This is a genomic window from Phycicoccus jejuensis, from assembly GCF_000720925.1.
In the GTDB taxonomy this organism is placed as follows: Bacteria; Actinomycetota; Actinomycetes; order Actinomycetales; family Dermatophilaceae; genus Phycicoccus; species Phycicoccus jejuensis.
Map to the genome: position 1 here is coordinate 363,554 of NZ_JOEE01000003.1, position 23,184 is coordinate 386,737.

General features: G+C 74.5%; 21 protein-coding genes. 10 read left to right on the forward strand and 11 right to left on the reverse strand.

Going from position 1 to position 23,184, the window contains the following annotated elements; translation table 11 throughout:
- From IG69_RS0107975 to IG69_RS0107990, 4 genes are all read right to left on the reverse strand, one after another.
- Window positions 1–1,077: a glycosyltransferase family 2 protein gene (locus IG69_RS0107975; protein WP_211250983.1), complete on the reverse strand. Its 1,077-nt coding sequence runs from the start codon at window positions 1,075–1,077 to the stop codon at window positions 1–3.
- A 71-nt stretch (window positions 1,078–1,148) separates the two neighbouring features.
- Window positions 1,149–2,135: a DNA topoisomerase IB gene (locus IG69_RS0107980; RefSeq protein ID WP_242525770.1), complete on the reverse strand. Its 987-nt coding sequence runs from the start codon at window positions 2,133–2,135 to the stop codon at window positions 1,149–1,151.
- 77 nt (window positions 2,136–2,212) lie between these two features.
- Window positions 2,213–2,938, reverse strand: a complete 726-nt coding sequence (locus IG69_RS0107985) for a hypothetical protein (RefSeq protein WP_030527638.1) — start codon at window positions 2,936–2,938, stop codon at window positions 2,213–2,215.
- Window positions 2,935–3,291, reverse strand: a complete 357-nt coding sequence (locus IG69_RS0107990) for a PadR family transcriptional regulator (protein ID WP_030527639.1) — start codon at window positions 3,289–3,291, stop codon at window positions 2,935–2,937. The genes IG69_RS0107985 and IG69_RS0107990 overlap by 4 nt, the downstream gene beginning before the upstream one ends.
- Window positions 3,292–3,502: 211 nt before the next feature.
- On the opposite strand from IG69_RS0107990, the gene IG69_RS0107995 reads away from it, so the two are divergent.
- The gene (locus IG69_RS0107995) at window positions 3,503–4,297 is read left to right on the forward strand and encodes an inositol monophosphatase family protein (protein ID WP_030527640.1); all 795 of its coding nucleotides are present in this window, start codon (window positions 3,503–3,505) and stop codon (window positions 4,295–4,297) included.
- 37 nt (window positions 4,298–4,334) lie between these two features.
- Here IG69_RS0107995 and IG69_RS0108000 read toward each other — a convergent pair whose 3' ends face one another.
- On the reverse strand, window positions 4,335–6,362 hold the full coding sequence (locus tag IG69_RS0108000) for a hypothetical protein (protein ID WP_051750353.1): 2,028 nt from the start codon (window positions 6,360–6,362) through the stop codon (window positions 4,335–4,337).
- Complete coding sequence (locus IG69_RS0108010; RefSeq protein ID WP_030527642.1) at window positions 6,359–6,763, reverse strand: FAD synthase family protein; 405 nt, start codon at window positions 6,761–6,763, stop codon at window positions 6,359–6,361. The genes IG69_RS0108000 and IG69_RS0108010 overlap by 4 nt, the downstream gene beginning before the upstream one ends.
- A gap of 44 nt (window positions 6,764–6,807) precedes the next feature.
- Here IG69_RS0108010 and IG69_RS0108015 point away from each other — a divergent pair, with 44 nt between their 5' ends.
- The gene (locus IG69_RS0108015) at window positions 6,808–7,536 is read left to right on the forward strand and encodes a TIGR03089 family protein (RefSeq protein WP_030527643.1); all 729 of its coding nucleotides are present in this window, start codon (window positions 6,808–6,810) and stop codon (window positions 7,534–7,536) included.
- 7 nt (window positions 7,537–7,543) lie between these two features.
- On the opposite strand, the gene IG69_RS0108020 is transcribed toward IG69_RS0108015, so the two are convergent.
- Window positions 7,544–9,388, reverse strand: coding sequence for a peptidoglycan-binding domain-containing protein (locus IG69_RS0108020; RefSeq protein ID WP_051750354.1), 1,845 nt, complete (start codon window positions 9,386–9,388; stop codon window positions 7,544–7,546).
- A 308-nt stretch (window positions 9,389–9,696) separates the two neighbouring features.
- Between IG69_RS0108020 and IG69_RS0108025 the strand changes: the two genes are divergently transcribed.
- Window positions 9,697–10,476, forward strand: a complete 780-nt coding sequence (locus tag IG69_RS0108025; protein ID WP_030527645.1) for a CoA transferase subunit A — start codon at window positions 9,697–9,699, stop codon at window positions 10,474–10,476.
- A 3-nt stretch (window positions 10,477–10,479) separates the two neighbouring features.
- Complete coding sequence (locus IG69_RS0108030) at window positions 10,480–11,118, forward strand: CoA transferase subunit B (protein ID WP_030527646.1); 639 nt, start codon at window positions 10,480–10,482, stop codon at window positions 11,116–11,118.
- A gap of 76 nt (window positions 11,119–11,194) precedes the next feature.
- On the opposite strand, the gene IG69_RS20945 is transcribed toward IG69_RS0108030, so the two are convergent.
- Window positions 11,195–14,449, reverse strand: a complete 3,255-nt coding sequence (locus tag IG69_RS20945) for a SpoIID/LytB domain-containing protein (protein ID WP_157577426.1) — start codon at window positions 14,447–14,449, stop codon at window positions 11,195–11,197.
- Between the two features lie 147 nt (window positions 14,450–14,596).
- Between IG69_RS20945 and IG69_RS0108040 the strand changes: the two genes are divergently transcribed.
- Genes IG69_RS0108040 through IG69_RS0108060 form a run of 5 tightly spaced genes read left to right on the forward strand, consistent with a single transcriptional unit; the run spans window position 14,597 to window position 18,808 of the window.
- A complete protein-coding gene (locus IG69_RS0108040) occupies window positions 14,597–16,078 on the forward strand; it encodes a lipopolysaccharide biosynthesis protein (protein ID WP_157577428.1) in 1,482 nt (493 codons plus the stop codon).
- Between the two features lie 10 nt (window positions 16,079–16,088).
- A complete protein-coding gene (locus tag IG69_RS0108045; protein ID WP_051750356.1) occupies window positions 16,089–16,925 on the forward strand; it encodes a glycosyltransferase in 837 nt (278 codons plus the stop codon).
- Entirely contained in the window at window positions 16,922–17,725 is an 804-nt protein-coding gene (locus IG69_RS0108050) for a glycosyltransferase family 2 protein (RefSeq protein WP_030527650.1), read from the forward strand. The genes IG69_RS0108045 and IG69_RS0108050 overlap by 4 nt, the downstream gene beginning before the upstream one ends.
- 34 nt (window positions 17,726–17,759) lie before the next feature.
- A complete protein-coding gene (locus IG69_RS0108055) occupies window positions 17,760–18,449 on the forward strand; it encodes a glycosyltransferase family 2 protein (protein ID WP_030527651.1) in 690 nt (229 codons plus the stop codon).
- Window positions 18,446–18,808, forward strand: coding sequence for a DUF2304 domain-containing protein (locus IG69_RS0108060; protein ID WP_036829426.1), 363 nt, complete (start codon window positions 18,446–18,448; stop codon window positions 18,806–18,808). Before IG69_RS0108055 ends, IG69_RS0108060 begins: the two co-directional genes overlap by 4 nt.
- Before the next feature lie 25 nt (window positions 18,809–18,833).
- Here the strand turns inward: IG69_RS0108060 and IG69_RS0108065 are convergent, their stop codons facing one another.
- The 3 genes from IG69_RS0108065 to IG69_RS0108075 are packed head-to-tail and all read right to left on the reverse strand — an operon-like array spanning window position 18,834 to window position 22,026.
- Window positions 18,834–20,453, reverse strand: coding sequence for a hypothetical protein (locus tag IG69_RS0108065; protein ID WP_030527653.1), 1,620 nt, complete (start codon window positions 20,451–20,453; stop codon window positions 18,834–18,836).
- Between the two features lie 14 nt (window positions 20,454–20,467).
- Window positions 20,468–21,217 carry an ABC transporter ATP-binding protein gene (locus IG69_RS0108070; RefSeq protein ID WP_030527654.1) on the reverse strand — a complete coding sequence of 250 codons (750 nt, stop codon included), beginning with the start codon at window positions 21,215–21,217 and terminating at the stop codon, window positions 20,468–20,470.
- Window positions 21,217–22,026, reverse strand: a complete 810-nt coding sequence (locus tag IG69_RS0108075; protein WP_051750357.1) for an ABC transporter permease — start codon at window positions 22,024–22,026, stop codon at window positions 21,217–21,219. The genes IG69_RS0108070 and IG69_RS0108075 overlap by 1 nt, the downstream gene beginning before the upstream one ends.
- A 120-nt stretch (window positions 22,027–22,146) precedes the next feature.
- Between IG69_RS0108075 and IG69_RS0108080 the strand changes: the two genes are divergently transcribed.
- Window positions 22,147–23,184, forward strand: a complete 1,038-nt coding sequence (locus IG69_RS0108080) for a glycosyltransferase (RefSeq protein WP_030527656.1) — start codon at window positions 22,147–22,149, stop codon at window positions 23,182–23,184.

Here is a 23,184-nt window from a genome sequence, read left to right on the forward strand (position 1 = left end):
TCAGACACCGTCGCGCGAGCGCACGACGAGGTCGGAGAGCAGGGCCAGGGAGGCGATCATGATGCCGCTGACGACGAGCAGCACCGTGCTCGCCGGGAAGTAGAACGGGTGGCGCACCATGTCGACGACGGCCTTGACGAGACCGAGCGCCACCATCCACAGGGCCGGCGGCATGAGGACCTTGAGCGGGTCGAAGTACATGACCATCCGCAGCACCTGGAGGATGTAGCGGTAGGCGTCGCCGACGAAGTGGAACTTGCTGACGCCGGCGCGCTTGGCGTAGCTCGTCTCGACGTACTTGATGTCGTGCTGGTTCGAGAGGAACGCGATGGTGATCGTCGTGACGCACGAGAAGCCGGCCGGCAGCAGGCGCAGGTAGGGCAGCGAGACCTCGCGGCGGAACGCGCGCAGGCCCGAGTTGAGGTCGGGGATGCGGGTCTTGGTCAGCCACTCCGCGATCTTGCGGATGAGCCACTTCGCGGGCACGCGGGCCCACTTGTGCGTCCCCTCCTCGGTCGTGCGCGCGCCGACGACCTGGTCGTAGGTCGGGTCGTCGCGCAGGATCCGCACCAGCTCGGGGATGCGCTCGTTCTCGTAGGTCATGTCGGCGTCGGTCCACACGACGATCTCGCCACGGGCCTGCTGGGTGCCGATGCGCCGCGCGGTGCCGGAGCCGCCGTTGCGCCGGAAGGGCAGGACGCGGATGTGGGGGTAGCGCCGCTGGGCCCCGCGCAGCACCTCGAGGGTGTCGTCGGTGCTCGCGTCGTCGATGCAGAGGATCTCGTAGGTGTGCTCGGAGTCCTCGAGCACGGCGGAGATGCGGTCGATCTCCTTCAGGACGTGCGCGCCCTCGTTGTAGCAGGGCAGGACGACCGTGACGTACGGCGCCGGGCCGGGGCCTTCGGGCCCGTCCTCGATGACGTAGCCGCCGCTGGTCCGGGTGGCCCGGCCGCCGGCCGCGGGGTCGTTGCCGCGGCCGGCCATCTCACCGGTGCGGACGTCGATCTGCTCGGTGGGGGCCGCGTGGAGGACGTCGTGGGTGGGGTCGCCCTCGGGCGCCGCGGGGTGCTCGTTCATCGCCCGCGAGCCTACCGGCGCGGCGCGGCTGCGTTCGTCCCGCCGCTCCCGGGGGTGCGCCGCGGGGCGGGTCAGGCGCCGTCGATGAGGCGAGCGACGGCCTTCTCGATCGCCGCCTGCCGCTTGGCGTCGTCCGGGTAGGAGCGTCGCAGCGTCCCCGCGATCGTCACGCCGTCCTCGTACTGGTCGATGACGCGCGGGTCGATGTAGGACTTGCGGGCGATCGTCGGGGTGTTGCCGAGGTAGGCCGACACCTCCTCGACGGCGGCCTTGACCGCGCGCCGGCGGGAGGCGGCGGTGTCGCCCTTCTCCGGCGACTCGGCGAGCGCGACGGCGGCGAGCACGGTCGCGTGCCAGGTGCGGAAGTCCTTGGCGGTCAGGTCCTCGGCGACCATCGTCGAGATGTACTCGTTGACCGCCGACGCCTGCAGGTCGGCCCACTTCGCCTCGCCGCGGTAGGCGAGCAGCCGCTTGGAGCCGCCGCGCCGCTTGCGCATGTAGTTGAGCGACTCGATGACCTGGGGGTCGCTCACCGAGATCGAGTGCTCGATGCCCGACTTCCCGACGAAGCTGAAGACGAGGTCCGAGCCGCGGCGGCGCACGTGCCGGCGCTCGAGCGTGGTCAGCCCGAAGGAGCCGTTGGCGTCGGTGTAGGCGTCGGAGCCGATCCGGAAGTAGCCGAGGTCGAGCAGCCGCGTGGCCGTCGCCGCGGCGCGCGCCAGGGGCATCCCCTCGGCGGCGAGGTCACCGACGATCGACTCGCGCGCCTTGGCCAGCCGGGTGCCGGCGACCTTGACGCGGTCGAACTTCAGCTCGTCGCGGGCGGTGCGCCAGTCCGGGTGGTAGAGGTACTGGCGCCGGCCCGCGGCATCCGTGCCGACCGCCTGGATGTGGCCGTTCTCGCGGGGGCAGATCCACACGTCCTGCCACGCCGGCGGGATGGCGAGGGCCCGGATGCGCTCGACCGACTCCTTGGGCAGCGGCTCCCCCGCGGCGTCGCGGTAGGAGAAGCCCTTGCCCGCCCGCTTGCGCGTCCACCCCGCCGACCGCGGGGACACCCGCCGCAACCTCGCCATGGCGCGACCCTACCCACGCGAGGCCCGCCCCACGCGCGTGACCTGCGCGGACGCGCCGCTCAGCCGAGGAGGCGCACCAGCAGCACCGGCACGCACGCGACGAGCGCGAACACCGGCAGCACGAGGAGCCCGAGGAGCCGCCCGCCACCACCGCTCGCCCGCTCGCCGGGCGCGGTGACGAGGTCGGCGGGGGCGCGGGCGAGCAGCACCGACCCGGCGAGCACTGCGGCCGCCCCGGCCCCGAGGACGAGGGGCGCGGGCACCCGCACGAGGACCTGCGGGAGCAGCAGCACGAGCCCGGCTCCGAGGGCCACGAGGGCCGGCGCGAGCAGGAGGGACACCCACCGGCGGCGGACGAGCAGCGCGAGCAGCGGCGCACCCGGCAGCACGAGGCCCGCGACCGCCCCGCCCAGCAGCACGGCGGCGAGCACCCCGCCGAGCGTCACGGTGACGCGGGTGCCGTCGAGCACGGCCCCGAGCGCCGCCGGTACCAGCACGACCCCGACCAGGGCGAGCACGGCCATCGCGACCGTCGAGCGGTCGACCGCGGCGGCCGGGCCACCCCCCGGCGCGAGCGAGCGGGCGTACTCGCGGGGGTCGCCGAAGGCCTCGTCGACCGCCTCGCCCGACTCCCGCAGGTGCGTGTCGAGGACGACGAGGTGCTCGCCGATCTCGTCACCGGGGACGCCGAGCAGCCGCAGCTCGACGACGAAGGCGTCGACCCAGGCCGGGTCCGCCGCCGTGGCGAGCTCGCGGGGGTGGCGCGTGGACGGGTTCTCGCTCATCGCGGGGTCCTCTCGGAGGCGGCGGACGGGGACAGCACGACGCCGGTGGTGCGGCAGAAGGCGGCCCACCGCTCGCCCTGCTCGGCCAGGTGGCGGCGGCCTGCGGGCGTGAGGCGGAAGACCTTGCGCCCGGGGCCGGCACTACCCGGCTCCCACTCGCCCTCGACCCATCCGGCGTCCTGCAGCCGCCCGAGCAGCGGGTAGAGCGTCCCCCCGCGCACGTCGCCCAGCCCGCGCTCGGCCAGCCGCTGCGCGACCGCGTAGCCGTGGGCGGGCGCGTCGTCGAGCACCCCGAGGACGGCGAGCCCGAGCACCGCCCGTAGCCACTCGGTGGGCCACTCCTCCGTCGTCATGGCTACATCGTGACACTACCTAGGTGGCCTGTCTACCTACCTCGACCGACGATCTGGTGGATGGCCGGCCGGGCGGGTCCGAGACCCCGGTTCGTCCGCGAGACCCCGGCTCCGAACCGGGGTCTCGCGGACATTTCGGGGTGACCCCCAAAAGTTGAGGGGGGTGGGGTCGTTTTGGCCGGCGTCGGTCCCGTGTGGAACCGTGGCCCCCATGTCCGGCCTCTCGACCGACGCCGTCGCCGACCTCCTGCGCGAGGTCGCCGCGGAGGTCATCACGCCCCGGTTCCGCTCGCTCGGCGAGGGCGAGGTGATGGAGAAGAACCCCGGCGACCTCGTCACCGTCGCCGACCGCGAGGCCGAGGTGGTCATCTCCGCCCGCCTGCGCGAGGCCTACCCCGACGCCGTCGTGCTCGGCGAGGAGGCCTTCGCCGCCGACCACGCCCTGATGGACCGCTACCTCGGGGCCGAGCACGCCTTCACCGTCGACCCGGTCGACGGCACGAAGAACTTCGTCCACGGCTCCCCGGACCACGCCGTCATGGTCGCCGAGACGATCGGCGGCGAGACCGTCCGGGCGTGGATCCACCAGCCCGAGCACGGCCGGACCTGGGTCGCCGAGAAGGGTGCCGGCACCTTCCGCGACGGCGAGCGGATGACCTGCACGCCCGTCCCCGAGGACCGCGCCCCGCAGGGGGTCACCTCGATGTGGAGCCTGCGCGACCACGCGTTCGACGGCCTGCCGAAGATGCGGCTGTCGTGGGTGTGCTGCGGCGTCGACTACACCCGGCTCGTCGAGGGCGCGACCGACTACATCGTCTACTCGCGCTCCAACCCCTGGGACCACGCCCCGGGCACCCTGCTCGTCACCGAGGCCGGCGGCTCGGTCGTCCACCCCGACGGCACCCCGTACGGCCCGCGCTCCCTCCTCCCCGGGCTCGTCGTCGCCGTCGACCCGCACACCTGCGGCGCGGTGCGGCGCCGCGCGGCGGAGCACTTCACCCGCTGACCCACCGCCGCCGGCCGCGGCCGGTGGCGAAGGGCGCTCAGCGCAGCGGCACCTCGGCCACCGAGACCCGGACCCCACCGAGGTCGGTGCGTCGCGGCGGGCGGTCGAGCGCGTGCTCCTCCTCCGGAAAGCGCAGGTCCGCCACCGAGCGCGGCGTGAGGCCGAGCTCCTCGATGGCCTCGGGGCCGTCGGCGGCGAGCAGCACGAGCCGGTGCCCGCTCGAGGACGCCCCGCGCGCGAGCTCCTGGACGAGCACCGCGAGGCGCTGCGGGTCCTGGCGCACCGGGGTCGCCGCGACGAAGAACGGGCGGCCGCACATCCCGCGCACGGTCTGCGGCCACTCCGAGGAGGCCCGGCCGTCGATGCCGAGCACGACGTCGTCGGGGCCCAGCGCCGCGCAGACGCGGTCGGCCGCCTCGAGCGACCCGCGCTCGACCCCGACCCCGCGGAACGGCCACGTCGCGAGCACGGCCGGCACCCCGAGCGCGAGCACGGTCGCCACCGCCACCACCGGTGTCCCCCAAGGGCGCCCGGACGACACCAGCCGCCGCGCCGCCCACGCGGCCGCCACGACGACGAGCACGACGACGAACGGCAGCATGATGAGCAGCCGCCGGTCGGCCCACGGGTGGTCCGGGGTGATGCCCGGGCGCAGCAGCGTGAGGACGGTCGAGCCCGCGGCCATGACGAGGACGGGCGCCCACGGCTCGAGCCGCCCCTCGCCGAGCGAGCGCAGCGCGCGGCGCAGCAGCACGGCCAGCGCGACGAGCGCGACGACGAGCGCGACCCAGCCGACGTACCAGGAGAGCCAGTCCACGGTGTGCTCGGCGTAGGTGCGGCCGCCGTCGACGGGCAGGCCCTGGCGGCGCTGCATCCCGGCGACGTAGCGGGCCCCGGGGTCGTTCGGGTCCTGGCGCACGGTCATCCACCACGGGCGGGTCCACAGGCCGACCCCGACGACGACGGTGAGCGCGCCGACGACGTCCGGCAGCCGGCGGACGACCCCGCCCGGCAGCCGGCGCCCGCGCCGCCACAGCACCAGGCCCCCGACGGAGGCGACGAGGACGAGGGCGGCCATCGCGACGAGCGGCAGCAGGCTCGCGTGGATGTCACCGAGGTAGCGGTAGGACAGCAGCACCGCGAGGCCCCAGGCGACGACGCTCGAGGCCGCGAGCCCCGTGACGAACGGACGCACCCAGCGGTGGCCGAGGGCGGCGCCGACCGCGAGGAAGGGCAGGAGCAGGAGGACCTCGCGCAGCGCGTCGACCCGCGCCAGGGCCGTCCCGCCGACGAGGACCCCGGCGACGAGCGCGAGCCGCCGGGTGCCCGGCACGTCGCGACCGACCGCGAGGGTCAGGGCGATCAGCCCGCCGACGAGGGTCAGCAGGGCCAGCTGCTCGGAGTACGTGCCGCGGGCGACGTTGAGGACCGGGAAGAGCACGGCCGTGAGGCCGGCGGCGGCGACGCCCCACCACGGTCCGGCCAGGTGCCCCGCGAACAGCCCGAGGACGAGGAGGACCAGCGCCATGACGACCGCCGGGAGCAGCTGGGCGAGCGGGGGCCCGCCGGCCCACACGCCGTAGCCGTAGACGACGGCCGGGGCCATGAGGAACTGCGGCTGGACGGCGGGGTCGTCGGCGGACCCCACCTGGTAGAACGCGGCGCTGGCGACCGTGACGTCACCGTCCTCGAGGGGCCGCGGCCCGCCGATGACCGATGGGTCGACGGGGACGACCCGCTCCCCCGTCGCCGCCAGGCTGACCGCCGCCTGGAGGTTGCTCGCGGCGTCACGGCGCGGCAGGACGTGCTCGGAGTGGGTGACGCCGGCGTAGACCGCGAAGCCGAGCACGAGCGCGACGAGCGCGAGGCCCGGTGCGGCCGCGGTCCGGACGGCCGGGAGGCCGCGGACGGCCCACCACGCCCCGACCGCGGCGAGCACCGCGACCGGCCAGCCCAGCCAGGGCGACCAGACGCCCACCGCGGCGGCCACGCCGCCCACCGTCGTGACGACGACGACCCAGAGGCCCGCGCCCAGGCCGGTGGCGGTGAGGCCGCGGCCGGTCACGACCCGAGGCCGGAGATGTGCTCGATGATGCCCGTCGTCGACACCGAGGGGGTGCGCGGCAGGTAGACGACCTCGCACACGTCCGACACCCAGTCGAACTTGCCCGCCCAGTCGTCGCCCATGACGAGCACGTCGGCGCCGTGCTCGACGACGTAGTCGCGCTTGGCCTCGAGCGACTCCTCGACGAACACCGCGTCGACGACGCGCAGCGAGCGCACGATCTCCATCCGCTCGTCCTGCGTGTAGACCGGGGGCCGACCCTTCTTGGCGACGTTGAGCGCGTCGGCGGAGACCCCGACGACGAGCCGGTCGCCGAGGGCGGCGGCGCGCTCGAGCACCCGGACGTGGCCGACGTGGAAGACGTCGAAGGTCCCGAACGTGATGACGGTGCGCCCACTCATGGTCGCCGAGCCTAGTCGGTGAGGCCCTTGCTACCGTCCGGGGGATGGCCCCCGCGCGCACCCCCGCAGCCCTCCTCGCCGGCCTCGTGGCGGCCGACCCGGGACGGCCCCGGGTCACCGTCTACGACGACACGGACGGCCCGACCGCGGGTGAGCGCGTCGAGCTCTCGGCACGCGTCCTCGCCAACTGGGTCGCCAAGGCCGGCAACCTGCTCCAGGACGAGCTCGACGCCGGGCCGGGCAGCGTCGTCCGCCTCGCCCTCCCGCCGCACTGGCGCACGCTGTACTGGGCGCTGGCCGCCTGGTCGGTCGGGGCCTGCGTCGAGGTGGCGCGTCCGGGCGACGACGGGCACGGCGCCGACGTCGTCGTCACCGACGACCCCGCCCGCGGCGGCGGCGCCGAGCACCTCGTCGTCGTCACCCTCGCGGCCCTGGCCCGGGCCGCCGCGGTCGAGGTGCCGGGCGGCGCCGTCGACGAGGCGCGCGACCTCGCCACGCACGGCGACGTCCTCGTCGCCCTGGACGAGCCCGACCCCGCGGACCCGGCCCTGCGGGACGGCGCCGACGTCCTCGCCTACGCCGAGGTCGTCCCCGCCGCCGGCGACGGGGCGGGCGGCCGGGTGCACACGCAGACCACCGACACCGGTGAGCTGCTGCGGCTCGCGCTCGCGGCGTGGGCCGGTGACGGCTCGCTCGTGCTGACCCGGGGCACCCCCGGGCCGGGCACCCGCGCGGCACGCCTCGCGAGCGAGGGCGTCACGCGGGAGGCCTGAGCCCCGCTCAGCGGGCGCGGGCCTCGACGGCCTTCCACGTCACGGTGGCGACGACGCCCGTCTGCGCCAGGTGGGCGGCCTTCTGCGCGGCCTTGACGGCGGTCTCCGTCGCCGGCCCGAAGGACCCGTCGGCGGTGATCCCGAGGGCCCGCTGGAGCGCGACGACCGCGGCGCCGTGCGAGCCCCGCTTGAGCACGGTGTTCCAGTGCGCGAGCAGCGGGTGCACGGAGCGCTCCACCGCGTCCCACGTCGCCCGGTCGACGACGCCGGTCGCCGTGAGCCCGGCGGCGCGCTGGAAGGAGACGACCCGCGCCTGGGTGGCCGGCCCGTAGCGGCCGTCGGCGGACAGGCCGCCGAGGGCGCGCTGGAGCGCCTTGACCGCCGCGCCGGCCGAGCCGGACCGCAGGGTGCTCCCCTTGTGGGCGGTGAGCTCGGTGCTCGTCGTCGCGGGGGTGGACGTCGAGGGCTTGGAGGTGGCCGGCGTCGACGCGGCGACCCCGGACGAGCCGCCGGCCAGCACCTTCCAGTCCTTGGCGTCGACGACGCCGTCGGCCGTGAGCCCCTTCGAGCGCTGCCAGGCCTTGACGCGGGCCTCGGTCGCCGGGCCGAACGACCCGTCGACCGCGATGCCGCCGACGGCCTTCTGCATCGCCTTGACGGCCTCGCCGCGCGACCAGAGGCGCAGGACGACCTTGGAGTACTTCGCGAGCGACGAGCCGGTCGAGCCGGTGGCCGCGGTCGTGGTGCCCATGAGTGCGGCCCACACCGTGGCGTCGACGACACCGTTCTGCGGCAGGCCCTTCGACTTCTGGTACGCCTTGACGCGGGCCTCGGTCGCCGGGCCGAACGACCCGTCGGCGACGAGGCCGCCGACGGCCTTCTGCATCGCCGTGACGGCCTCCCCGCGCGAGCCCTTGCGCAGGACGGTCCCGGCGTACTTCGCGAGCGCGCTCGTCGTGGGCGTGGTCGAGCCGGAGCCGGTCGTGCCGCCGGTGCTCGGGGCGCCGATGATGGCGTTCCAGACACGGCTGTCGACGATGCCGTTCTGCGTGAGGCCCTTCTCCTTCTGGTAGCCGAGGACGCGGCTCTCGGTGGCCGGGCCGAAGGAGCCGTCGACGCCGATGCCGCCGATGGAGCGCTGGAGCACCTCGACGGGCTTGCCGCGCGAGCCGCGGCGCAGCGTCACCTTGACGTAGTCGCGCGGGTCGTTGGAGGTGGGCATCTCCGTACCGGGAGGGCCGGTGAGGTAGTTGGTGACCGCCGTGCCGGTCCACCACGACGTGCGCTTGACCGCGCCGTCCCAGGTGAAGGAGAGGTGGATGTGGTCGGTGTGGGGCGAGGAGCCGGTGTAGGCCTGCCAGCCGCGCTCGGGCGCCCAGGCCTTCCAGATCTGCCGGTTCCAGATGATGTAGTTGATGCCCACCCGGCGGGCCATCGCGCCCTGGCGGCCCTGGGCGTCGGGGGCGGCGAGCCAGCGGGTGATCGCGTTGCCCATCGCGAGGTCGGAGCTCTTGGCGGCATTGAGCATCCAGTCGAGGGCGCGTCCCTCGCCGTGCTCCTGGTCGCACTTGCGCAGGACGCCCCACACGTGCTTGCCGTAGGTCGCGTCGAGGAGCTTCGCGAAGGCGACCGGCCCGACCTGGTTCTCGGTCAGGCACAGCGTGCCCGGCTGGTAGGGCGGGGCGACGTCGAGCGCCGAGGGCAGGGTCCGGCTCGGCTTGGGCAGCGGCAGGGTCGCGGCCTCGGCCGTCCCGGCCGCGAGCGGGAACGCGATGACGGAGGCCGACAGGGCTCCGAGGGTCCGCACGGGCAGGCGTCGGTTCGTCGGGGCGTCGACATGGGGCAGGGACACGCAGGGCTCCTCGGCAGGGGGTACGCCCGGGGCAGGGGACCGGACGTGGCCCGGAATCCGTCGTCTCAGATGTCACATCCGCCACCGTCGGATCACCGGGCACACCTGTTCTCTCACTGGGCACGACGGGCGCGCAACCGGTTCCGTCGAATTACACCGCTGTACTTGTCGGCCCGGACCGTCCGGCCGACGTCGTCGGCGCCGACCGGCCGGTCCCCGCGCATGGCGGCCGACCCCGCTCGCCGGCCGGACCTGTGTGGTCGGCACCCGTCGTGGGGCCCCGGTCGGCCCGCGCTAGGGTGCCGACCATGGACAAGGTCGTCGCCACACCAGCCGAGGCCGTGGCCGGGATCTCCGACGGGGCGACCCTCGCCGTCGGTGGGTTCGGGCTCTGCGGCATCCCCTCGGTCCTCATCGCCGAGCTCCACCGGGCCGGCACCAAGGACCTCGAGGTCGTCTCCAACAACTGCGGGGTCGACGAGTGGGGGCTCGGCATCCTCCTGCAGAGCAAGCAGATCCGCCGGATGGTCTCCTCGTACGTCGGCGAGAACAAGGAGTTCGCCCGGCAGTACCTCGAGGGCGAGCTCGAGGTCGAGCTCACGCCGCAGGGCACGCTCGCGGAGCGGCTGCGCGCCGGCGGCGCCGGCATCCCGGCGTTCTTCACCCCGACCGGCGTCGGCAGCCAGGTCGCCGACGGCGGGCTGCCGTGGAAGTACGACGGCCACGGCGGGGTCGAGAAGGCCTCCCCCGCCAAGGAGGTGCGGGTCTTCGAGCGCGACGGCGAGGAGCGCGAGTACGTCCTCGAGCACGCGATCGTCGCCGACTTCGGTCTCGTGCGCGCCTGGAAGGGCGACCGGCACGGCAACCTCGTGTTCAACAAGTCCTCCCGCAACTTCAACCCGCTCGCGGCGATGGCCGGACGCATCACGGTCGCCGAGGTCGAGGAGCTCGTCGAGCCCGGCGAGCTCGACCCCGACGAGGTCCACCTGCCCGGCATCTACGTCCAGCGCGTCCTGCCGCTGACGCCCGAGCAGGCCGCCGACAAGCACATCGAGAAGCGCACCGTCCGTGCGCCCCAGGAGGCCTGAGCCATGCCGCTGACCCGTGAGCAGATGGCCGCCCGCGCCGCCGCCGAGCTCGAGGACGGCGCGTACGTCAACCTCGGCATCGGCCTGCCGACCCTCGTGCCGAACTACGTCCCCGACGACGTCGAGATCGTCCTGCAGTCCGAGAACGGCATCCTCGGTGTCGGTGCCTACCCGGCCGAGGACGCGGTCGACCCCGACCTCATCAACGCCGGCAAGGAGACCGTCACGGTCCGCCGCGGTGCCTCCTACTTCGACTCCGCCCTCTCCTTCGGGATGATCCGCGGCGGCAAGGTCGACGCCGCGATCCTCGGCGCGATGCAGGTCTCGGCGACCGGCGACATCGCCAACTGGATGATCCCCGGCAAGATGGTCAAGGGCATGGGCGGCGCCATGGACCTCGTCCACGGCGCGAAGAAGGTCGTCGTCCTCATGGAGCACGTCGCCAAGGACGGCTCGCACAAGATCGTCGCCGAGTGCTCGCTGCCGCTCACCGGCAAGGCCGTCGTCCAGCGGATCATCACCGATCTCGCCGTCATCGACGTCACCGAGGACGGCCTCGTCCTGCGCGAGCTCGCGCCGGACGTCACCGAGGAGCAGGTCCGCGAGGCCACCGGCGCCCCGCTGACCGTCGACCTCGCCTGACGGGCTCCCCCGCCACACGCCACGACACGACAGAGGGCCGCGCGATGCTCGCGCGGCCCTCGGTCGTCGGGTGCCGTCAGGAGGACCAGCGGGTCCAGGTGCGCCACGTCGAGGTCCCGGCCACGTCGGACCCGGCGGTGAAGCCGCCGGCCCCGTCGCCGCGCAGGACGACGAGCGCCCCCGTGGAGGACTTGCGCGCGACGAGGTCGGCGCGCCCGTCGCCGGTGACGTCACCGGCGCCGACGACGGTGCTGTAGCCGGACCAGGAGCCGGTGACCACGACCGGCGCCGAGAGGCGGCCGTCGCGCGACGGGGCCGCGGCATAGAGCAGCATCGCGTCGTCGCTCGCCCGGATGCCGAGGACGTCGGGCAGACCGTCGCCGGTCACGTCGCCCGGCGCCACGAGGACGCGGAAGGCCCCGAAGCCGGAGCCGATGAGCTTCGTGCCGAGGACGCCACCGCGGCCGTCGCCGCGGTAGATCTTCAGCTGGCCGTTGACCTGGCGCGCGAGGAAGTCGGTGCGCCCGTCCTGATCCATGTCGCCGGTGCCGGCGACCCAGTCGACGCCGTCCCAGCCCGAGCTGATCTTCTGCCGCGGGTTCAGCCGGCCGTTGCCGTCGCCCGGGTGGTAGTACAGCGTCCCCTTGTCGCGCTCGACGACGTCGTGGCGGCTGTCGTTGTCCCACGTCCCGACGTTGGCGACGAGCGAGACCGACGACCAGTCGGTGCCGACCATCGGCCTGCTCGAGAACCCGCCGGCGCCGTTACCGGCCACGACGGTGAGCCGCCGCGAGGAGTCGACGGCGAGCAGGTCGCCCTTGCCGTCGCCGGAGAGGTCCTTCGGGAACGAGGCCGCCGACTGCGCCGGCGCCGAGGTCACGGTCCACCACGTGCTGCGCAGCCCGAGCCTGCCCCGGAAGGAGTCACCCGAGACGGTGCTCTCCCCGTCGAGGCCCTGGACCGTCACGGACGCGATGCGGCCGCCCCACGTGGAGTTCCCGTCGCGGGAGTCGACGCGCAGCGCGGTGAGCCGGCCGACCGAGGGGAAGGCCCGCTCGACCGCGGCGACCGAGAGGGTGCTCGTCCACCGGCTGGGGCTGCCCGAGGGCACGGCGTCGTAGGGGTCGGCCACCGCGCGCTGGTAGGGCAGCGACGACGCCACCGTGTAGCCGCCGTTCGACGACGAGAACTCGGTGAGGGCCGGCGCGCCGCCGTAGTACAGCGCGCGTCCCGTCGTCGCCTTGACCGCCGCGGTCGTGGCGGCGTTCTCGAAGGGGATGACCCCGCCGCTCGAGGTGTAGCCGTTGAGGCCCTTGAAGACCTGGCACGACGTGCTGTCGCAGACGTCGTACAGCGAGCCCGAGGGCCGGTGCGCACGCTGGTAGAGCGCGTAGGTGCGGGCGGCGACGGCCTGCGTGCGCAGGGCGGCGCTCGACCACGAGGCCGGCATCTCCGAGGGCACGACGCTCTGCAGGTAGTAGTCGAGCGAGAGCACGTTCGTCGTCAGCGCGCCGGAGCCGGACTTCGTCGTCTCGACCGTACGCCGGTAGGCGCGCTCCTCACCGCTCGGGAGGACGACGCGGACCTTGCCGGCCCGGGTGTCGACGAGGCGGACGCCGCCGGTCATCGCGCGCCAGCTCGACGTGCTGCGCCAGACGCCCTTCTCGAGCCACTGGAGGGTGAGGCCCTTGGAGTCCGGGACGAGGCGCCAGCGGTCCCGGACGCTGCCGTCGGCGTTGCGGCCGTAGATCGTCGCGGTGCGACCGCCGGTCGACATCACGAGGTCGGGCGTCGAGCGCACCGAGGTGCCACCGCTGCCGACGGCCGAGAGCCAGACCCGCAGCGTGGGGTTGCCGATCGTCGACACGAGGGAGGTCTTCGGGTAGTAGAAGGCGAGCGTCTGCTCGGTCGTCAGGCCCTTGAGCGCGGCGCCGTAGGCCCCGTACTGGCTCATCCCGCGGCCGTGGCCGAAGCCCCGGCCCGAGAGGTCGAAGGACGACCCGGCCGGGCGGCCGTAGGCCTCGTCACCGGAGGCACCGGTCATCGCGCCGACGCTGCTCGCCAGGTCCTCCTGGTAGCGCGCCTGGACGGCGGTCCGCAGGGCCGGGAGCTGGGTGTAGTAGAGGTTGCCCGGGCACGAGGTGAGGCTGAAGTCGCGATGCCCCGAGACGCGCGGGCGGGTGATCTTCGTGCCGGGGGTGTACTTGTCGGCCCCCGAGGCGGCGGTGAACGTCGCGCTCGTGCTCGGGTCCCAGCCGTTGAGCACGGCCTTCCACGCGATGACCTTCGCGACGGTCGCGAGCACCGAGCTCGACGGCGTCGTGGCGCCGGCCTGCGAGGAGTCGTGGGTGCCGATCGACGCGATGCCGACGGTCTGGGCGTTGAAGCCACCGGCCTGGGCGCCCTGGACGTTGCGCTCGACGCCGCCGTAGCGGCCCTCGTAGAGCCGGCCGAAGCGGTCGACGAGGAAGTTGTAGCCGATGTCGCACCAGCCGTTGGAGCGCGTGTGGTACGCGTAGATGCCGCGCACGAGCCCGGCCGCCTCGGACGCGGAGTAGTCGTTCGCGTTGACCGTGTGGTGGACGATGGCGCCGGAGATCTTGTCGTTGTAGCTCGGGGAGCAGCCGCGCAGGCTCTCGTCCGCGCCCCACTGGGCGCGGGTCACCATCGCCGGCGCGAGGCCGGCCGCGTGGGCCGCCCCGAGGGCCGGCCGACCGACGGAGGCGTCCGCCGCGCTGTCGCCGGCGTCGACGAGGGCCGCGTGGGCCTTCGTGAGGTCCACCCCGCGGGCGGCGCGGACGCGGATCTGCACCGCCTCGGACCCGGCGACCGCCACGGGCTCGGTGCCGACGCGGGCCCGGCGGGCCTCCTCGGTGTCACCGTCGGGGCCGTCGGGGTCGACCGCGGCCTCCACCCAGGCGTTCCACCGGCCGTCGGTCTTCGTGCGGACCTCGACGGTGGAGCGGGCGGCAGAGGCCTCGTCCGGGAAGCTGACGCCGACGACGTCGAGGCTCTCGCCGTCCCGCTCGAGCAGGCTCTGCTGCTCCCCGGCGGGGGTGGTCGGCCGGGTGCCGACCGTCGGCGTCGCCGAGGGCGAGGGCGACGGGCGCGAGGACGCGCTCGGGCTCGGGGTCGCCGCGCGCAGGGCGCCGGCTCCCGTCGCGTCCGGTGAGGGGGTCGGCGTGCCGGTCGGTACGGGTGTCACGGCGGGCATCGGGACGTCCTCCACGACGGGAGTGACGGCCCGGGCCGTGACCGGACCGGTCACGGGGGCGACGACGGCGAGGCCACCGAGCAGGGTGGTGGCGGTGAGCAGGCGGAATGAGCGCATGGCGAAGTCCACGGAGTGAGGGGATTTTCCCCGACGGCACGGCGTGGCACCTCGGGGACGGCAGGGTCCTTCGAGTCTGTCACAGCCGTCACTCGCGTACCGGGGTTTCGGCGCAACCCGAGGACGGCCCGCCGGTATGCTTCGCCGATGCCCTCCGCGCCCCCGCCGCCGGAGCGCCCCCCAGGCTCCACGCCCGCAGCGGCGTTGCGGGACAACGCAGCGCTGAGCACCTACGCGACGGCGGTCCAGGGGGCCGCCCGCCTCGTCTACAGCGTCATCATCGGCCGCCTCGGCTCCCGCGAGCTGCTCGGCCAGGCCAACAGCGCGCTGTCGATCTCGGTCCTCACGAGCCTCGCCTGGGCCTCCCCCGCGGCGAGCGCGGGCACCCGCTTCGTGGCCCTGCGCCGCTCGCTCGGCGACGAGGAGGGCGCCCTGCGCGTGGCCCGCCACATCGCCCAGCGCTCCCTCCTCGTGGCCACCGTCCTGCCGACGGCCACCGGGCTGCTCGGGGCGTGGTGGCTCGGGCTGCAGCCGGTGCAGGTCGTCGCGAGCGTCGTGCTCTGCTGGACCTACTCCGTCTACGTGACGACCCGCGGCGTCCGGTTCGGGCTCCTCGGGTTCCGGCAGGTGGCCCTCTGGGACACGCTCGCCGCCGTCACCTCCCTCTCCGTGCTCGCGCTCGTGCTGGTCCTCGACCTCGACCTGCTCACCCTGCTCCCCCTCGCCGTCGGGTACGGCCTCTTCGCGGTGGCCACGTGGCCGGCCCGCGTCCGGGGTCGCCTCGACCGCGCCGCCCGGCGCGAGATCGACCAGTGGGTCGCGTTCTCGGCGGTCGGCGTCCTCGCGGGCGGTGGGCTGCTCCAGGCCTCGCAGCTCGCGGCCCACCACTGGAGCGGCGAGAGCGGCGCCGGCGACTTCGCGGCCGCGCTCTCCCTCGCCACCCCGATGTCGATGTTCGCCATCGCCCTGAGCACCGCCCTCGTCCCGCCGCTCGTCGCCGCCGCGGGGCGCGCCGACCGCGCGGCCGTGCGCCGGCACAGCGACGCCATCGCGCGCCGGCTCGTCGCGATCTTCGTCGGGGTCATCGGCGTGCTCGTCATCCTCAGCCCGCTCGGCATCCGGGTCGTCTACGGCGCCTCGTTCGCCCGCTCCGAGGCGGTCCTGCCGGTGCTGCTCGGCGCGGTGATGCTCACCTCCGTCGCCCTCGGCGGGGCGACCGCCCTCCAGTCCACCCGGCGACGCGGCCCGCAGGTCGTCGCGGCGGTCAACCTCGGCGGGCTCGTGCTCGGCGTCGCCACGTGGTTCGTCCTCGCCCCGTCGATGGGTGTCGACGGCGTCGCGCTCGGCTACCTCGTCGGGGCGGGCAGCGCGTCCCTCGCGACGCTCGGCGCCGTCTGGTGGCTCGAGAGGCAGTCCTGGCTCGACCTCGCGCTGCGCCTCGTGGCCGGTGTCGCGGTCGTCGCCGCCGTCGCCCTGCTGACCCGCGACCTCGCGGGCCCCGCCGGCGTGCTGGCCCAGGTGGGTGGGGCGCTCGGCTTCGCCGCGCTCTGGGGGTGGCTGAACCGGCGCGAGGTGGCGAGCCTCTGGGCCACCCTGCGCGGCGCGGGCGGCGACCCGGCCGCCTCCTAGACTGCTGGCCGTGCCCCCCACCGTCACCGTCCTCATGACGACCTACCACGGGACCACGGTCGCCGACCTCGAGCGCTCGGTCGCCTCGGTGACCGGCCAGACGCGGCCGCCGGAGGAGTTCCTCGTCGTCGTCGACGGCCCCGTGCCGGACGCCCTCGACGCGGCGCTCGCGGCGGCCGCCGCGGAGCACCCGTCCGTCCGCGTCGAGCGCCTCCCCCGCAACGTCGGCAGCGGCCTGGCCTCCGCGCGCGGCCTCGAGCTCGCGACCGGCGACCTCGTCGCCCGGCACGACAGCGACGACGTGTCGCTCCCCACCCGCCTCGAGCGCCAGGTGCGCCACCTCGAGGAGCACGGCCTGGACCTCGTCGGCTCCGCGATGCTCGAGTTCCGCGGCGACCCCGGGCACGTGCTCGGCGTCCGGACCAACCCCGCCTCGCACGCGGCGATCATGCGCCGTCTGCCCCTCAACAACCCGGTCAACAACCCCACCTCCCTCTTCCGCCGCGAGCTCGCCCTGCGGGTCGGGGGGTACGCCGACCTGCGCTACATGCAGGACTACGACCTCTTCGCGCGGATGCTCGCGGCCGGGGCGCGGGCCGAGAACCTCGAGGAGCCGCTCGTGCTCTTCAACGCCGGCGACGAGATGATCTCGCGGCGCGGCGGCTGGCGGATGCTGCGCTACGAGTGGGACCTCCAGCGCCGGCTGCGGGCCGCCGGCGTCGTCGGCGTCCCGCGGATGGCCGTCAACCTCGTCGTGCGCGGGGCCTTCCGCCTCGTCCCCGGGCGCCTCCTCGGGCCGGTGTACGCCGCCCTCTTCCGCCGCGGCGCACGCGAGGCGGCGGCATGAGCCCGGCCCCCGCCCTCACCTGGGTCGTCGTCTCCTACGGGGGCGTCGACGACGCCCGCGGCCTCGTCGCCTCGCTCGGCCCGGACGCCCCGGTCGACCTCGTCCTGTGCGCCAACAAGCCCGGCGACACCGCGGCCGCCCGCGCCGCCTTCGGGGACGACCCGCGGGTGCGCGTCCTCGACTTCGAGGACAACCCCGGCTACCTCCCCGCCCTGCACCGGGCGCTGCCCGAGGTCGACCCCGCCCTCCCCCTCGTGCTCTCCAACTGCGACCTCGTCGCCGACCCGGGGTGCGTCGCGGCGCTCCTCGACGGGGTGGCGCAGCACCCCGACGCCGGGTGGCTCGCGCCGTCGGTGCTCGGCGCCCTCGGGCAGGACCAGAACCCCAACCTGCTGCACCCGCCGAGCGCCCGCCGCCTGCGCCTGCTCGCGGCGGCCCACCGCTTCCCGGCGGTCGCGGACCTCTTCCTCCTGCGCCGCGGAGGGCACAGCTCGCGCACGGTGAGCGGGGTCGAGCCGGGCGCGGCCGTGTTCGCCGGCCACGGCTCGTGCGTCGTCCTCACCCCCCGCTACCTCGCGGCGGGCGGCCGCACCGACTACCCCTTCGCGCTCTTCGGCGAGGAGCTGTGGTTCGCGAGCGAGTGCGAGCGCCTCGGCCTCACCGTGCGGTACCTCCCGAGCGCCGTCCTGCGGCACGCCGAGCACGTCGCGACCGGCCGGCGGCGCCGCGGCCACGTCGCCCGCGTCAAGTACGAGGGCCTGCGCTGGTGGGCCCGCCGGGCGGCGCAGGCCGGATGGTGAGGGCCTCCCGCCCGGCCCCGTACGCTGGTCGGCGATGAACACCTCACGGCAGGTCGACACCTCGGGTGTCTGGCTGGTGATCCCGCTCTACAACGAGGCCGCGGTCATCGGGGACGTCGTCACCCGGGCCCGCAGCGTCTTCCCCCAGGTCGTCGTCGTCGACGACGGGTCCGCCGACGACGGGGCCGAGGTCGCCCGCGAGGCCGGGGCCGTCGTCGTGCGCCACCCGGTCAACCTCGGCCAGGGCGCGGCGCTGCAGACGGGCTTCGAGTACGTCCGCTCCCGCCCTGACATGGAGTGGGCCGTCACCTTCGACGCCGACGGCCAGCACCAGACCGACGACGTGCTCGCCATGCTCGAGAAGGCGCGCGCCGAGGACCTCCAGGTCGTCTTCGGCTCCCGCTTCCTCGACGACCGCACGACCCCGAGCCTGGCCAAGCGGCTCGTGCTGCGGGCGGCCGTCGGGTACACCAACCTCACGACGCACACGCGCCTGACCGACGCCCACAACGGGCTGCGGCTGCTCCGCCGCGACGTCGTGGAGCGGATCGACATCACCCAGAACCGGATGGCCCACGCCTCCGAGCTCGTCGAGCAGATCGGCGCGATGGACGTGCGCTACGCCGAGAGCCCGGTGCACATCCTCTACACCGACTACTCGCGCTCCAAGGGCCAGTCGCTGTGGAACTCCGTCAACATCCTCGTGGAGCTGATCCTCCGATGAAGCTCGTCGTCGTCCAGGTCCTGCTCATCGTCGTCGTGGCCGTCGTCGCGGCCCGCCTGTTCCGCTCGCGCGGGGCCCGGGCGCAGGCCATCCGCCGCCTCGGGGTCCTTGCGTTCGCGGCTTTCGCCGTCGTGTCGATCATCTTCCCGGACGTGTGGACGCGCCTGGCGCACGTGTTCGGCGTCGGTCGTGGCACCGACCTCGTCCTCTACGGGCTCGTCGTCGCCTTCCTCAGCTTCACGGTGACGACCTACCTGCGCTTCCGCGACCTCGAGACGCGCTACACCCGCCTCGCCCGCCGGATCGCCCTCGACGAGGCCGAGGTCCGCGGACGCCTCGAGGGCGGCCCCGAGCACTGAGCCCGGCCGCGTCCCCGACGGGGCGTCAGCGCACGAGGTAGAGCTCGACGACGCGGTCCGGGGTGGCGTAGACCAGCTCCCAGCTCGCCGGGGGCGTCGGGTGCGCCTCCATCCAGGGGCGGATCGACTCGTAGCAGTGCACGCACACGCCGTCGTCGTAGGCGCTGTAGTAGAGCACCGCGTCGCCGGGCCGGGGCTGCGAGTCGGGGCGCAGGCGCTCCCCCGGGCCGCTCCAGACCTGCGGGCCGTTGAACACCGGCCGCTGGTAGGCGGGCAGCACGCGCATCGTGCGGCTGTCGGTCCACACGGCCGGCACCCGGAAGTCGCGGCCCTCGAGGGCCGAGCGCAGCCGCTCCATCGCGTCCCCGCCGTTCGGGGCGAAGGCGCTGGTCGTCGTCATGAAGCGCTGGGCGTGGTAGGCGGGCACCGCGCAGACGAGCACGGCGACGCCCCCGACGGCGGCGGCACGCAGGAGCCGCCGCCCGCGGGGCAGCGCCCGGGCCAGCCGGGCCGCGAGGAGCGCGGTCACCCCGCCGACGACGAGCGCGATCGGCGGGAAGTACTGGATCCAGTACCGCGGGTTGTCGATGCTCCCGAGCGGCCGGGTCGGGACGGCCACGCCGCCGGCGAGGAGGTTGAGCGCGTAGACGCTGACGAAGCCGAAGGCCATGAGCCGCAGCGCCCGGTTGCCCGCCACGAGGGCGAGGATCGCGAGCACGCCCGTGGCGACCATCCACAGCCCGTCGGGCCGCGTCTCGAGCGCCCGCAGGGGGACGGCCAGGAGGTAGTAGCCGCGGGTGCGCTCCGAGAGGTCGGCCGGCGGGCCGCCGCTCGTCGGCGGCGGGTACCCGACGCCCTCGGGGTTCATCCCGAGCAGCGCCTGCACCTTGGCGAGCGGCGTCCCGTACGCGAGCGTGCTGATGGCGACGTCGACCGCGGCCCACCCGAGCACCGGGAGCGCCACGAGCGCCCAGGTGCGCAGCGCCGACCCCCGGCGGGTGAGGACGGCGAGGACGACCGGCCACGAGAAGAACGCCGTCTCACGGACCTCGAAGCTCCACCCGAGGAGGAAGCCGGTGGCGAGCACCCAGAGCACCGCGCCGCGGCCGCGCAGGCCGCGGTCGCGCGCGAGGACCGCGGTGAGCAGCGCCAGCACGACGAGCGCCATCGCCATGACGTCGGGGTAGAAGCGGGAGGCGTTGTAGAACAGGACGGTGTTCGCGAAGAGCACGACGACGGCGACGAGGCCGGCGATCACGCCCCAGAAGCGGCGGCCGAGCAGGTAGACCGAGGCCGCGAGGACCGCGCAGGAGAGCAGGGGCCAGACGTAGTACGTCGCCTCCGCGTTCTTCCACAGCAGGGCCGGCGGGATGGTGGCCAGCATGATCCCGTACCGCGTCAGCCCGAGGGCGATCCACTGGTCGCTCGGGAAGTCGAGGGTCGCCATGACGTAGTGCCACGGGTCGGTCGGCACGAGCGGCGAGCGCCACACGAGGACGACCGCCGCGACGACCAGCCCGACGAGGACGCCGACGCCGACGTCGAGGCGGGTGGTCCGCCGCCCGGTCACCAGGCCGGCGGGGTCCGCGTCGGCGGTGGACGACCCCGCGGCAGGGGTCGGGTCGTGCGTCGCGGGCTCGGTCATCGGGCCGGGCCTCCTCAGGCGTTGCGCTCGAGGTCGGCGTTGTACTGGTCGAGGACCTCGTCCATCGAGCCGTCGACGGCGAGCCGGCCGTGGCGCAGGTAGAGGGCGCGGTCGCCGAAGCGGCGCAGGTCGCGCTCGCTGTGGCTGACGAGGAAGAGCGTGCGCCCGTCGGAGAGCAGGTCCTCCATCCGCTTGTAGCACTTCTCGCGGAAGGCCTTGTCGCCCACGGCGAGCACCTCGTCGACGAGGACGATCGGCTCGTCGAGCGTCGTGACGACCGCGAAGCCGAGACGCACCTTCATGCCGGAGGAGAAGTGACGGTACGGGGTGTCGAGGCCGGCCTTCACCTGCGGACCGGCGAAGGCGACGATCTCGTCGAAGCGCTCGTCGACGGCTTCCTTGGAGACGCCGTGCAGCCCGGCCAGGAGGTAGACGTTGTCGCGCGCCGTGAGGTCGCCGACGAACCCGCCGGTCAGCTCGATGAGGGGGGCCACGCCGCCGTTGACGGTGACCGTGCCCTCGTCGGGCAGGAGCACCCCGGCGATCATCTTGAGCAGCGTCGACTTGCCGCCGCCGTTGCCGCCCACGACCCCGACGGCCTCGCCGGGGTGGATGTCGAAGGAGACGTCCCGCAGCGCCCAGAACGTCTCCTTGGACGTGCCGGACGAGCCGCGGAAGAGCATCTCGCGCACCGAGAGCCGGCGCCGGCGCGAGCGGTAGAACTCGACGCCGAGACCCTCGACGGAGATGACGGGCTCGGTCATCAGATCTCCTTGAGCACGGCGCGCTCGAGGCGGCGGAAGACCGCCACCCCGACGAGCAGCATGACGAAGGACACGACGACGGCCGTGACGACCGACCCCCAGACGATCGGCAGCCGGTCGTGCTCGAAGAAGCCGGCCCGCATCATCTCGAGGATGCCCGTCATCGGGTTGAGCCAGGTGATCTTGTCGTACGGCGCGGGGACCAGGTGCGTCGCGTAGATGACCGGGGTCGCGTAGAAGAGCATCCGCAGGACGATGCGCACGACGCGCTGCATGTCCGTGACGAGGACGGTCAGCGGCGCGAGCACCAGCCCGAAGCCGAGCAGCGCGACGGCCTGGAGGGCGACGGCCACCGGGAAGAGCAGCAGCCACGCGTTGAGCTGGGCCTCCCCCCGGACGAGGTAGAAGAGCAGGAAGGCCAGGAGCACCGGGAGCGAGAGCAGGTACTCGACCCCCTTGCTGAGGACGACGCGCACGACCCAGATCTCGCGCGGGAGGTTCGTCGAGCGCACCAGCTTGGCCTCGCCGGTCAGGGCGCGCGAGGTGTCGGTGAGCACCGTCGAGAACCACTGCCAGGCGAGCAGGCCGACGATGAGGAAGAGGAAGTACGGCTGGTGGCCGAGGTCGCCCCGCTTGAAGATGTAGACGAACACCACGAAGTAGATGAGCGACATGAGCAGCGGGTCGAGCACCGTCCACACGTACCCGAGGACGCTCTGCGCGTAGCGGATCCGCAGATCACGCACCACGAGCGTCGCGAGCACGCTGCGACGGCCCCAGAGCCGCTGCGTCGTGCGTACCAGTTCCATCGAATCCTCGTCGCTCGGGTCGGGCCCGCGGTCGCGGGCCCGAGGGTCGAGAGTACCCGGTGCGCGTGCACCGCCCGATAGCCTGACCCGCGCCCCACCCGACGACCCCCAGGTGACCCCGTGTCCGGCCCGTCCGTGTCCTATCTCGTGCCCGTCCTCAACGAGGCGCTGCGCCTGCCCGACGCGGTGCGTGCCGCGCTCGCGCAGGACCACGACGGGCCCCAGGAGGTCGTCGTGGCCCTCGCCCCGTCGAGCGACGGCACCGAGGAGGTCGCGGCCCGCCTCGCCCGCGAGGACGCCCGGGTGCGGGTCGTCGAGAACGACGCCACCGACATCCCCGCGGGGCTCAACCGCGCCCTCGAGGCCTCGACCGGCGAGTTCGTCGTCCGGGTCGACGCGCACTCGGAGCTGCCCGCCGGCTACACCCGCCGGATGGTCGGCGTGCTGCTCGAGACCGGCGCCGCCAACGCGGGCGGCGTGATGCGCGCGGTCGGCCGCACCCCGCTGCAGGCCTCCGTCGCGCGGGCGTACAACAGCGGCCTCGGGCTCGGGGGCGGGGTGCACCACGGCGGCCTCGCCGCGGGGCCTGCGGAGACTGCCTACCTCGGGGTGTTCCGCCGCTCGGCGCTGGAGGCCGTCGGGGGCTACGACGAGACCCTGCGCCGCGGCGAGGACTACGACCTCAACGAGCGGCTGCGCGCGGCGGGGCTCGAGGTGTGGTTCGTCCCGGACGTCGAGGTGACGTACTGGCCTCGCGAGGCCTGGCGCCCGCTCGTCCGGCAGATGTGGGCCACCGGTGTGTGGCGCGGCGAGATGGTCCGTCGCCGTGGCCGCTCGCGGCTGCGCTACCTCGCGGCGCCGGCGGTCGTCACCGGGCTCGCCGCGAGCGCGGCCGTCGCCCTGACCGGCGCCGACCGCCGGCATCCGGTGCCGTTCGCCCTCGCGCACGCCGCGCCGGTCGCCTACGCCGGCTTCCTCGGCTACGTCGCGGCCCGCGCCGGCGCGACGGAGCCGGCCGACCGGCTGCGGGACGCCGCGGTGGTCGCGACGATCCAGACGACGTGGGGCGCGGGCTTCCTCAAGGGGCTCCTCGCGGGGGCCGGGACCACGGTCGACCGCTCGCGACTGCGGCGGCACCGGGCGGTCCCCCGCCCCTGA